Source organism: Litoreibacter albidus (assembly GCF_900107015.1).
Taxonomy (GTDB): domain Bacteria; phylum Pseudomonadota; class Alphaproteobacteria; order Rhodobacterales; family Rhodobacteraceae; genus Litoreibacter; species Litoreibacter albidus.
Window position 1 is genome coordinate 51,309 of sequence record NZ_FNOI01000006.1, and the last position, 11,935, is coordinate 63,243.

Annotated in this window: 11 protein-coding genes; all 11 read right to left on the reverse strand. The window is 63.8% G+C overall.

Annotation, left to right across the window (positions count from 1 at the left end; translation table 11 throughout):
* Positions 1-11: 11 nt before the first annotated feature.
* The 11 genes from BLW66_RS13595 to BLW66_RS13645 all read right to left on the reverse strand — a co-directional run bounded on the left by BLW66_RS13595 (position 12) and on the right by BLW66_RS13645 (position 11,904).
* Positions 12-2,333 (reverse strand): xanthine dehydrogenase family protein molybdopterin-binding subunit, encoded by a 2,322-nt coding sequence (locus tag BLW66_RS13595; RefSeq protein ID WP_089947707.1) that lies wholly within the window; start codon positions 2,331-2,333, stop codon positions 12-14.
* Positions 2,326-2,799 carry a (2Fe-2S)-binding protein gene (locus tag BLW66_RS13600; protein WP_089947708.1) on the reverse strand — a complete coding sequence of 158 codons (474 nt, stop codon included), beginning with the start codon at positions 2,797-2,799 and terminating at the stop codon, positions 2,326-2,328. The genes BLW66_RS13595 and BLW66_RS13600 overlap by 8 nt, the downstream gene beginning before the upstream one ends.
* Positions 2,800-2,818: 19 nt before the next feature.
* Entirely contained in the window at positions 2,819-4,120 is a 1,302-nt protein-coding gene (locus BLW66_RS13605; RefSeq protein ID WP_089947709.1) for a cytochrome c, read from the reverse strand.
* Positions 4,121-4,415: 295 nt separating this feature from the next.
* Complete coding sequence (locus BLW66_RS13610; RefSeq protein WP_089947710.1) at positions 4,416-5,375, reverse strand: hypothetical protein; 960 nt, start codon at positions 5,373-5,375, stop codon at positions 4,416-4,418.
* Between the two features lie 20 nt (positions 5,376-5,395).
* Positions 5,396-6,172, reverse strand: a complete 777-nt coding sequence (locus BLW66_RS13615) for an SDR family NAD(P)-dependent oxidoreductase (RefSeq protein ID WP_089947711.1) — start codon at positions 6,170-6,172, stop codon at positions 5,396-5,398.
* Positions 6,169-7,260, reverse strand: a complete 1,092-nt coding sequence (locus BLW66_RS13620; RefSeq protein WP_089947712.1) for an NAD(P)/FAD-dependent oxidoreductase — start codon at positions 7,258-7,260, stop codon at positions 6,169-6,171. The genes BLW66_RS13615 and BLW66_RS13620 overlap by 4 nt, the downstream gene beginning before the upstream one ends.
* Positions 7,257-8,675 (reverse strand): FAD/NAD(P)-dependent oxidoreductase, encoded by a 1,419-nt coding sequence (locus BLW66_RS13625; RefSeq protein ID WP_089947713.1) that lies wholly within the window; start codon positions 8,673-8,675, stop codon positions 7,257-7,259. Before BLW66_RS13625 ends, BLW66_RS13620 begins: the two co-directional genes overlap by 4 nt.
* A complete protein-coding gene (locus BLW66_RS13630) occupies positions 8,672-8,962 on the reverse strand; it encodes a (2Fe-2S)-binding protein (protein ID WP_089947714.1) in 291 nt (96 codons plus the stop codon). The genes BLW66_RS13625 and BLW66_RS13630 overlap by 4 nt, the downstream gene beginning before the upstream one ends.
* Positions 8,959-9,858, reverse strand: coding sequence for a dihydrodipicolinate synthase family protein (locus tag BLW66_RS13635; RefSeq protein ID WP_089947715.1), 900 nt, complete (start codon positions 9,856-9,858; stop codon positions 8,959-8,961). The genes BLW66_RS13630 and BLW66_RS13635 overlap by 4 nt, the downstream gene beginning before the upstream one ends.
* 4 nt (positions 9,859-9,862) lie before the next feature.
* Complete coding sequence (locus BLW66_RS13640; RefSeq protein WP_089947716.1) at positions 9,863-10,741, reverse strand: SMP-30/gluconolactonase/LRE family protein; 879 nt, start codon at positions 10,739-10,741, stop codon at positions 9,863-9,865.
* Entirely contained in the window at positions 10,738-11,904 is a 1,167-nt protein-coding gene (locus tag BLW66_RS13645) for a CaiB/BaiF CoA transferase family protein (protein ID WP_089947717.1), read from the reverse strand. The genes BLW66_RS13640 and BLW66_RS13645 overlap by 4 nt, the downstream gene beginning before the upstream one ends.
* Positions 11,905-11,935: the final 31 nt, after the last annotated feature.

An 11,935-nucleotide genomic window follows, 5' to 3' on the forward strand; every position in this document is an offset into this window, starting at 1 on the left:
CCGCAGATGTGTTAGGCCTTCAAGGCGGCCAGTACGTCATCAGGCCGGATTGGCAGGCTGCGCATCCGCACGCCGACGGCGTTGTAGATGGCGTTGGCGATGGCAGGGGCCACAACAGTTGTGCCCGGCTCGCCCAAGCCGACGGGCACTTCGGTGCTCTCGACAAAGTCGATTTCCATCTCCGGCGTGTCGATCATGCGCAAAGGCGTGTAAGAACCCAAGTTCAGGTCGGCGACGTTGCCGTTCTCGATCTTGGTGCCCTCGTAGAGCGCCATCGACAGGCCCCAAAGGGCCGCGCCTTCGCATTGCGCCAGCGCGCCGTCAGGGTCCACGACCGTGCCGCAGTCGAAGGCGAGCCACATTTTCTGCACCTCGATTTCGCCGTTTTCGCGGTCAACGCGCAGTTTCACCGCACCTGCGGTCCACGTCGGCATGCTGCGCGACTGGCCAAAGGTGGTGGCGATGCCGATGGCGGTGTCTTCCGGCAAATCGGTGCTCCCATAGCCCGACATCTCCGCGACCCGCTGCAACACGGCGGCTTGGCGCGATGCGCCGCCCACAGCGTTGGGCGCGGAGCCCGCGTTGTAGCCTTCGGCTTTCAAGTGCTCCAAGCGGAACGCCAAGGGGTCGGCGCCTACTTTGTGGGCGGCCTCGTCCATGAAGCTTTCCACCGCGAAGTTGGTCCAGCCCGGCCCGACAGAGCGCAGCCAGCCCGGCCGGAACGTCTTGTTCGCCAGCTCGTTCGAGATTGCGCGTACCTGATGCGCGCCGACGCTGTACCAGTGATCCGCGCCGTCGATGGCGAAGGGGTCGTAGGGCGCACCGTTCACGCCCTTGGGCATAAACGACGGCACCAACACACCTGTTGGCCAAGCGGCGGCGGCGTGGTGCTCCATGCCGACAACTTGGTTGTCGGTATCAAACGCCATCCGTAGTTTTTGCACACTGGGGGAGCGGGGGCTGTCGAACTGCGCGTCGTCTTCGCGGAAGAACACCAGCTTGACCGGTTTGCCGCCAAGCGCCTTTGACGTCAGGGCCGCAGGCACCGTGTAGTCGCCGTTCAACCGACGCCCGAAGCCGCCACCCAGCATATAAGACCGCATGATGATTTTATCCGCTGGCGCGTCTAGCGCGGTCGACAGGGTTGGCAGGATCAGCGATTGCCACTGGTTGCCTGTGTGGATTTCCCAGATGCCGTCCTCGTTCTGGAAGGCGGTGGCGTTCACCGGCTCCAGTTGGAAGTGCAACACTGTTTGCGTGGTATACTCGGCCTCCAGCGTGTCGGCAGCCCCCTCAAACGCGGCTGTGGTGTCCGGTGTTTCGGTTGGCAGGATACCGCCCGTTTCAGGGTCTGCGATCAACGCGCGGGAGCGGGCGTTGATGTCCTCCTCGGATACATTGGCGGTGTCGCCTGCGCTCCACTCTACGGCTATCGCCTCGGACGCCCATTTGGCCGCCATCAGCGTTTCGCCCAAGACAACAACCCAGCCCGGCACCGTGCCGGACGGATCGTCAAGCGCCAGCGTTTGCAGGTAGCCCTTCACGTCCTTCGCGCCGCTGTCGTCAATCGACACGACGGAGGAGCCAAGCCGCGTAGGCGGCAACATCGGCACGCCGTACACCATCCCGTCGACTTTCGCGTCGAGGCCATAGATGGCCTTGCCGTTGGTTTTGTTCTCGATATCAAGCGCGGTGACGTCCTTGCCCACAAGGCGCAATTCGGAATGCGGCTTCAGGGGCAGGGCGGCCAGCTCGTCGGCTGTGAAGGAACGGCCAATTCCAGCGGCCACAAGCTCCGCGTAGGTGGCGGTATTGGTGCCGTCGGTCACGGTGCCATTGCGCGCCTCGCAGGTGTCGTGGGCGACGTCCCACATCTTGGCCGCAGCCTCGATCAGCGCGGTACGTCCCGCAGCGCCGGCTTGGCGGTAGACGGGCCAGCTTTGCCAGATCGACCAGCTGCCGCCGGTGACCATCAGGCCCCATTTCTCGTCGGTGTCGACATGGGTGATGTGGACGTCTTCCCAAGCCACTTCCAGCTCGTCCGCCAGAATACGCGCGATGGCGGTGCCAACGTGTTGGCCCATCTCGGCGCGGATGATGTTGACGTTCACTTGGCCGTTGGCGTCGATCCAGTACCACATCGACGGCTCGAAGGTGTCGCCTGTGGCTTGGATCGGGACGCCGTCAACCGCTGCCGGATCCATCGCCGCATAGGACGCGCGCGGGAAGCCAAAGGCCACGCCCGCCGCCGTCATCGAGACCAAAAAGCCCCGCCGTGTCATATCTTTGGGCTTGGCGGCATTGGTCATGCGCGAAATCAGTTTGTTACCCATTGTTTGTGTCTCCGGTCATTGCGGTTGCCGCGTCGCGGACAGCTTGACGAATGCGCGGGTATGTCATGCAGCGGCACAGGTTGCCGGTCATGACCGCGTCGATGTCTTCGTCACTTGGGTTGGGGATGTCTTGCAGCAGGGCTGCGGCTTGCATGATCTGGCCCGATTGGCAGTAGCCACATTGCGGCACGCGCAGGTTGCGCCATGCGTCTTGCACGGGGTGCTTGGCTTCGGCGTCCAGCCCCTCGATAGTGGTCACATTCGTGCCCTCTACATCCGACAGGGTCGTGATGCAGGACCGCGTGGCGCGCCCGCCCACGTGGACGGTACACGCGCCGCACATGCCGATGCCGCAGCCGAATTTCGTGCCGGTCAGCCCGATTTCATCGCGAATGGCCCACAGCAAGGGGGTGTCGGGGTCGGCGTCAACGCTGACGGGGCGACCGTTTATCTCAAAGTCTATCATGTCTCATTTCCTTGGGGTCTTAGTGTGCTTGGGGTCCGTTGACCCGAATATCTGCGACCGTTGCCTCTAGCTCTGGCCACGCGGGTTGGCCCGCGCGCGCGTCGCGCAGGTAGGCGGCGATTGCGGCAACCTCTGTGTCCGTCAACGCCGTGCGGAAGCCCGGCATAACGACACCCGCCATGCCTTCCGGTCCGTTCACGCCGTCTAGGATGACGTGGATCAGGTTGTTGGGGGTGTCGAGGTTGGTCGAAGAGTTTATGCCCAGATCAGGGCGCCCTTGAGCGATTTGCTGCGTGTTGTAGTGGCACGACGCGCAGGCAGTCGCATAAAGGCGCGCGCCGAGGTCACGGCGGTATTTCGGGTCTGGACGGTTGCTGTCCAAGCTGGCCAGAACCGCGTCGCTCTGGGCAGGGTCTGCGTCGCCGGCCCCGACTTTATCGGCCAGATAGACACTCAAAGCGTCCAAATCCGCCTCCGGCAACTCCCGCACGCCTGCATGCACAACGGGGCCCATGGGGCCCGCCGCGATGCCGTGATACGTGGCCACGCCGTCTTTCAGGTAGGATTTGAATTCGCTGGTGTTCCACGGCACCGACGACGGGTTATCAGCCGTCAAAGCGGGGGCGATCCAGCGGTCAATCTCCGCGCCCTCAAACTGGGCGCTGGCGATTTCCGCGCCCAAGGCGTTGCGTGGGGTATGGCACGCGCCGCAGTGGGTGATGCCCTCCGCCAGATAGGCGCCACGGTTCCATTCGTCCGACTGGTCCGCGTCAGGCGTGTAGCGCCCGAAATCCGCAAACAGCAATTTCCACCCCGCTTGCAAGAACCGTTGGTTCAGCGGGAAGGGCAGCTCATTTTCGGTGGGGGTTGCTTTCACGGGGGCGACGTCGGTCATGATGTAGGCGTAAATCGCGTCCACATCGTCGTCCGTCATCTTGGTGAAATGATCATAGGGAAACGCAGGGAAAAGGTGGCGACCTTCGCGGTCGACACCTTCGTGCATGGCCCGCCGGAACGCCTCCTTGGAGTAGGCACCGATGCCTGTTTCAACGTCCGGCGTCAGGTTGGTCGAGTAAATCGTCCCGAACCCCGTCTCCATCGCGTAGTTCCCTGCGTAGGGTTCGCCGTCTGCTGCCGTGTGGCACGTTGCGCAGTATCCGGCGGCTGCAAGAATGCGGCCCCGTTCGACAACCAGCGGATCGAATTCCGCGTTTTGGTCTGCCGCAATGGGTTCATATGCAGGTTTGTAGGCGTAAATCCCGAAGCCAATCGCGCCGACGACGGCGACGGCAAGACCGCCCAAGACCACCTGTTTTAACATATGATAGCTTTCCTGATTTAGGTTTGACCGGTCCCACTTTCAGGGAGTTTGTGGTCGTAGCCCTTGTCAACGTATCAATTGGCCAAAGGGTTCCTTGGTTTTCGATAGAGGTGCGAAAATTGATGAATAGTCTCGCGCACCAGCGACTTACGTGCGCCGGAGCTGACAGGTCATATCAGGATATTTCATAGGGGTGCCAGCCGCAAAAGCGGCGTGTGCGTTCACGATTAAATGAACGCTGACGCAAGGCCACCCGCGCCGCAGAGCGCGACATGGGGTGGCCTTGCGCGTTGATTTAGCCGTCTTTTCCGAAGCCCGCGATGGTCTTGGTGCGTTTGACGTATTTGTTGCGAATGCTTTCCGCCGCCACGCGGGTCTCATCCTTGGAGGCTAGGCTGGAGGTCTCGCCGACAAAGCGCAAACACACCAGAGCGTGGGCCTCATATGACTGGGTGATGGCGGCGTTGATGCGGTCCAACTCCTCGCCAAAGTCAGACCCGACGCGGCGCAGAACCCGCAAGCGGGTGATCAGCTCTTTGTGGTCGGCATAAAACAACCCAGAGAAATGCGGGTCGAACGCGAACATGTCGGGGCGGATTTCAGTGTCATAGGCCTCTTGTGAAAAGTCGCTCGCCAAACGGAACGCCACCTCGGACGCCTCCATAAGCTCCGCGAAGTCCTGCAAAATGGCGCGCACGACAGGGGCGTGGGACTTGTCCAGCGCCTCCTCCAGCACATGCAACAGGTAGAGCATGCCGTGCACGATGACAAAAAACAGGTGGTGCTGTTGCTTCCAACGGTAGAGCTGCGACGGGCTGTGGGCCTCCCAAGGGGTGTCATCCGCGCTATCCACAGTGGTCGGGAATTGCGCCCAATCCGCCAGACGGTGCAGCCCCAAGGACAGCACTTCTATCTCGCGGTCGGTCAGGGACACGCCGGTTTGTACGTCCAGATAACAGCCTTTCAGGGTCTGCCCCAACGCGGCGCGGTACTGCGGGATTGGCAGGTCGTCGGCGCGTAGCACGTTGAAATACGTGTCAAAAGACCGCTGCGCCCCGTCGAGCGTGTTGTCCTCCGGCCGCGCCTTATCGGCCAGTTCAGCGCCTTGCGTGCGGCGCGCGACGCCCAACAGGGCGTCCGATCCGGTGCCAAGGTTCGCGGCCTTGAACCGGTGCGCGGGCAGGGCGGTTTCCGCCTCGAACCAGCAGTGTGGCAGGGGCAGGGTCAAAAGGTCTACTTGGTGGTGTGCAGGCATATCATCTCTCCTCTGGAGCGTTAAAAACGACCGCAGTCGACTTTCATTTTATCACCGGTAATCGCGGAGCTCAGGTCCGACGCGTAGTAAAGTGCCGCGCGCCCGACTTCCTCCGGCGCGACCCAGCGTTTGAGCACGGCGACGTCGGTGTAATTCTCGCGCTCGATATCCTTGGCGGGCCGCCCTTCCGCCTCGGAGCGGCGCTGAAGGATGCGGTCCATGTTCTCGCCGGACACAGCCCCCGGCATCAGTGCGTTGACGCGCACCCCGACCGGACCCAACTCCCGCGCCATGGTTTCCGTGATCCCGATCAATGCGAATTTCGACGCCACATAGGCGGACCGCATCGGGTAGCCTTGGATGCCCATCAGCGACGACATGTTGATGATAGAGCCGGATTTCTGCGCCGTCATTACCTTTGCGGCCTCTTGCAGGCAGTACATTGCGCCCACGAGGTTTATGTTCATGCAGGTGACCCAATCGGCCATGTCAACATCCGCCACCGGGGCGATCGGGCCTGGCCCGCCCGCGTTGTTCAGCAACACATCCACGCGGCCGGTGATCTTAAGCGCCTGCGCGAACATATCGCGCACCTGCGCTTGGTCGGACACGTCGCAGGCGATGGCATGCCCACCCACCGCGTCAGCCACTTTTTGAAGTGGCGCGCGCCGCCGTCCCGTCACCACCACCGTGGCCCCCGCCTTGGCGAAGACATGCGCGGTGGCCTCGCCAATGCCGCTGCCCCCGCCGGTAATAATCGCGAGTTTTCCGTCCAAGCGGGCTGGGTCGTCTGTCATGTCGGCTCCTTTGTGTAAGCACGCCCCGGATCGAACAGGGGCAGTTCAGGCTCTTGGCCCAAGATGAAATCGCCCATCAGGCGGCTGATATACGGCCCGATGGTGTAGCCGCCGCGCACGCAGCCCAAAACGTAGGCACCCGCCACGTGTGGTAGCGCGCCAGCAAGCGGATAGAAGTCGGGCACATTGGCTTCAAAGCCCGTCCAGCTGCGCAAAACACGCGCGCTGCCCAGCGACGGCACGGCATATTGGGCCAGCGCCAGATTGGGGCGCAGCGTGTCGCTTGCCACCGTGCCGCGCCCGTCTTGCGGCGTGCCGCGTCCCTGCCAGCCGCCGCCGATAAGCACGGTTCCATTGGCCTTTTGCTTCATCGTCAGCAGGCCCGTGGCGTGGCCAATCACGCTCGACATCAGAGGGGGCATGCGTTCGGTCACCGACACCGTGTTCACCCGCGCCTGAACAGGAAGATCAACGCCCAGCATCGCGGCGACCGGCTTCAGCCACGCGCCTGCCGCCAGCAAAAGACGCTTTGCCCGCACGGTGCCCTGCGGCGTCGCCAGCTCGAACGCGGTCGTTTTGTCAATCGCGGTGACGGGGCTGTGCGTGCGGTAGGCGATGCCCGCGTCTTGCAACCGCCCGCGGTAATACTGCCCCGTGAGGGAGGAATTCGCATAGCCGTCCTCCGCGCAATAGCTTGCCGCCACGACATTTTGCGTCAGGTTCGGCGCCGCCCTGCGGAGCTGCGCGTTAGAGACGAATTCAATCGGCGCCCCTGCCTCGGCCTTCAGGGTCTGGCGCTCAGTCAACAACTCCGCCTCGCGGGCGTTGAAGGCGAGCGTGTAGCCACCGGACTTGTGAAAGCCCACGGCGTCGCCCATCTGGGCCCACAGGTCGTGCCCGCGCAGCGCGTAAGGCATCAGTTGCACCCGCTTGATTTGCAAACTCAACGTGCCCGCGTTCACGCCCGACGCGCCTTGACCCAGATCGCCCTGATCCAGCACGATGGGGTGCATACCCCCCTCCGCAAGGCGCAGCGCAGTGGCGCATCCCATAATGCCGCCGCCGATGATGGCGATGTCATAGCTCATAGCGGGGCCGGTTTCGGGATTGGCAGCGCGTGGTAATCAAACGCCCCCGCCGCCGCGTCCAGCGGTACGGGGCAAAGCGGTGGGCGTGCGGTGGGCGGGGCCACTTGCGCCACGTCTTGGCCTGTCTCTGTGCAGATAATCTGGGCCACGGCGGTTTGGCAAAACTTGCCGCCGCAGGGGCCCATCCCCGCGCGCAGGCCGGATTTGACCGCGTTGCAGCTGCCAGCTCCGTGGGTGATCTCTTGCGTGATACCGGCTTTGGTGATGCCCTCGCAGCGGCACACGACCGTGTCGTCCTTACTCAACCGCGCCAAGCCCGCGCGCGGAATGCTCAGTGCAGTCATGGCGCGGCCAAAACGGGCGGCGCGGGCCCAGAGGGCGCGGCTGCTGTCGCGGGCCGTGCTGGTGTCAAAGCCCATGTCAGCGGCGATGCGCAGTCCCGTGAGCGTGCCTTGGTGCACGGCGGCCTCCGCCCCGCGAATGCCCGCGCCGTCGCCGCATAAATACAGACCCGCGACGTCCGTGACCCCGTCCGGCGCGGCACGTGGCACCCAGCCGCCCAAATGGGCGTCGTGGGTGAGGGGGACGCCCAGCATCTGTGCCGCCTCGATCTGCGGGATCAAGCCGTTGCCCAAGCACAGGCTATCGGCGCGTATGACCACGCGGGACGCCTCGGGCGTCCAGTCGTGCGACAGGGGGGCGAACTCTACCGCCGTGACTTCTGTGTCGCCGTCGACGCCCGTTACGGCGTGTTGCCAATAGATCGGAACGCCCGCGAGTTTCAAATCCGCAACCCAAAGCGCGCCGCGTGCCAAAAGCGCGGGGCGGTGCAGCAAGGCGGGCGTGGCGCACGCCCAATCCATACGGGCGTTCGGGGTGATCACCGCAGCGACGGTTCCGCCAAGGCGGCGAATTTCGCTGGCCACATAGAACACCAACGGCCCCGTGCCGCAGACCACCGTCCGTTGCCCCGGGGCGCGCAGGTTCTGTTTGAACAGCGCGGTGGCCCCCGCCAGCCCGATCACGCCCGGTGTGGTCCAACCCGGAACGGGTTGCACATATTCGCGCGCGCCCGTGGCCAGAACCAGTTTCTTTGCAGTGTAGGTTTCGCTGCTACCGCCTTGCAAAACCTCCAGTTTCCACCCGTCGTCTTGTGACATCTGCCACACACGGGCCCCGCTTAAGTGCGTGACGCTGCTTTGCGCCAACCTGTTGCGCAGTGACGTGCCAGCGGTGGATTCTTCCGTCGCAGGGGCCGCAAGAATGGCGCTGGATTTGGCCCGCCAAACCTGCCCGCCAGCGGCGGGTTGCTCGTCCAGAAGCAGCACACGCAGCCCGTGTTGCGCCGCCGCCAGCGCGGCGTTGCCGCCCGCTGGACCCGCGCCCACAATCGCCACGTCGTAATCGCCACTCATGACACACGCTCCACGACCAGCCCGTCGGTGAGTTCGGTGCGGCAAGCCTCCACCGTTCGCCCCTCAATGCGCACGGCGCATTCCTGACAGATCCCCATGTGGCAAAACGCACCGCGCGCAGGGGCATCCCCGAACGGGGCGGTGCGAAGGTTCAGATGTCCCGCTTGCAACAACGCGGCGGCAAGGCTTTCGCCGCGCCGCCCCTCCAGACGTAAGCCGTCAAAGGTAAAGCCCACCTTGTCGCGGCGCTTGATCTTGGACGCGTGGTTCGGGACAAGCCGGATCATCTGTAAGAGATGCCCAATTCATCAAAGGTGCGTTTGATCTTGTCGATATCCGCGTCGCCCAACGGGTGCACCGGATCGCGCGGCACGCCTGCGGGTTGCCCGATCAGGTTCAGCGCCGCTTTGAACGCGGAGGGCCACGTGCCGATGCCCATCAGCAACTCGTAGAGCACCGTCAACTGGTGATGCGCGTGGCGGTAGGTGTCGTCAGGCGCTGCGGTGCCGACGGTCGCCATGTCGCTGGGCTTCAGGTCGGTGAACTCCGGCCCCGTGGCGATAAAGCCTTTCGCCCCAAGGGCAAAGGCGGGCAGGATGTAGTGGCACGGTCCGGTCATCACGGACATGCGATGGCCCAAGCGGCGCAGCAGGTGGCTGTGGTAGAAGAAGTCGCGCTGGCTTTCCTTGATGCCAATCACATTGTGGTGGTCCAGCAGCGTCTCGGTCTGGTCGATGGTCAGAGAAAAGCCCATTCGGCGCGGCGAGTTATAGAGCACCAGCGGAAGCTTCGTCGCCGCAGACACTTTGTCAAACCGGGCCATCAGCTCTGCCTCGGACGCCTTCAGCACGTAGGTTTGCGGCATGGACAGCAACACATCCGCGCCGTTCTCCTCCGCCGCGCGCACATATGCCAGCGAGGCGTCGATCGTCGGGGCGGAAATGCCCATCATCACCGGCACGCGCCCGCGTGCGGTGTCCTTGGCAAGGCGCACCAGACGGCCACGTTCCTCCGCCGACAGCGCCCAGCTTTCACCGTTGTCCCCCGCGATGCACACGCAGGTGGCCCCCCGCGACAGCAGGAACTCGAACAGGTCGACAAAGGCGTCCTCCATGATCTCCCCCTTGTCATTGAACGGGGTGGCAATGGCAGGCACGTAGCCGTGTAGATCTTCTTTTTGCATGGTGTCAGGTCCTCGGGGTCGGAATGTTGCAGGTGAACACGGCCCCGAACTGCGCATCTACGATGGTCAATTGCTGTGGGTCGTCAGGATGGAAGGTCACGGAGGTGGTCCAGAGGCCACGCGGTAGCCGGACCTCTGCCAAGAGGTCGCCAAGGGCGTCATACACATAGGCCCGTCCGGCCTGCGCCTGCGCCACCGCAAGCCAGCCGAGCGCGTTGCACGCCAAGCCATCCGGCCCCAAGCCGCCAGACAATTGCAGGTAGGTGCCCACCATGGGGGGGGCCGTGTCCGGCAGGCGGCTGGAAAATTTCCACACCTGATTGGCCCGTGTCGCGGCCACGTAAACCCACGCGCCGTCCGGCGACAGGCAGATACCGTTGGAGTAGGGCACGCAGTCCAAGACCAAACGCAACGTCCCGTCCCAGCGGTAAACCCGCCCGCAAGGGTCACTCAGGCTGCTGCGCCCTGAATCGGTGAACCACAAAACCCCGTCCGGCCCGTAGGCCATATCGGACAACCCAAGAAACGGCGTCTCGCCGCCCGTGCTCAGGGGGGTGAAATCCTGAGGGCCGGTCAGTTCGATCAGCCCGTGGCGGTAATCAACTGCGATGTGCCGCCCGTCCTTGGGTGCCAGCCGCATCGCGTGCGGCTCCCCGTCGATCTGGTGCGCCAGCGTCCATTCGCCCGACTTATTGATGCGAAACACCCGCCCGTAGGGCACATCCGACAACCACAGGTTGCCATCCTCGTCATAAAACGCGGCCTCCAGGAAAGAGTGCATCTTTTGCCCCGGACGGGTCATCTTCGCCCAGTCAGACGGCTCTCCGGTATGGTGCAAAGGCGCGGGCAGTTCCGTCAGCGGCGTTGCCGTCAACACGCTCATGCCACGACCCCGCTGTCATAGAGCTGCGCGATTTCCTGCTCCGGCGTGCCAAGCTCCGCCAATATGTCACGGGTGTGCGCGCCAAGTTTCGGCGGGGCGCTACGCAACCCGCCGCCGCCCTGCGTCATGGTGAACGCGGGGCCGGGTAGGGGTGTTTGCGGCGCGTTGGCGGTGGTCTGAAAATAACCGCGCGCGGCAAGTTGCGGGGTCTGCACCGCGTCTTTTAGGGTGTTCACCTGCGCCGCAGGCAGGTCCGCCGCATGTAAAAGCACCACCCATTCCTCCGCAGGTTTCTGCGCGAAAACTGCCGCCAAGGCCGCTTTGGTCGCAGCAGGGATTGCCCAAACGTCAGGCCAGTCGTGAATGCCGCCCAACCCCGCCACGTCATGCCCCAACCCCGCCAGCATCGCGGCCAGCTTCACGTATTGTTGCGGGCGAAATGCGCCAAGCATCAATTGCCCATCGCTGGTGTCATAGCAGGCGATGCCGGCTTCCTTGTCGCGCTGGGGCGCGTTGGGGTGCTGGGCGGCGGCGACTTCGGGGGCCATCATCTGCATGGCGACCTCCAGCATGGAGACGCTGATATGCGTGCCCTGACCCGTCTGCTGGCGCTGCACCAACGCCGAGGTCACCGCGAAGGCGGCGGCGTAGCCTGTGGCGTAATCCACGAAGGACACCCCCGCCTTCTGCCCGCCGCACTGCGCCATGATACCGCTGGTGGCTTGGATCACGTTGTCATACGCGCCAATCTCAGCCATCGGACCGCTGTCGCCAAAGCCAGTAATTGCGCAATGGATCAGAGACGGGTTCGCGGCTGCCAGATCGTCGTAGCCAAGGCCAAGCCGTGCCAGCGCGCCTGTGGTGTAGTTCTCCACCAAAACGTCCGCGCGTTGCGCCATTTGCAAGAGCAGCGCACGGCCCTCCTGCGTGCGCAGGTCCAGCGCCATCGCGCGCTTGTTGCCGCCTTGCACTTGGTAGTTCAGCCCCAGCCCGTCCGCGTTGCCACCTTGGTCCGGTCCGCGGCCACGGGCGCAATCGGGCGCGCTCGGGTCTTCGATCTTGATGACATCCGCCCCCAGCAACGCCAGTTGATAGGTGCAAAACGGCCCCGCCAGAACGTGGGTCAGATCAAGTACCTTAATGTCATGTAGGGCGCCGGTCATTGCGATGTCAGGCCTTGCTGTTTTGATGTGC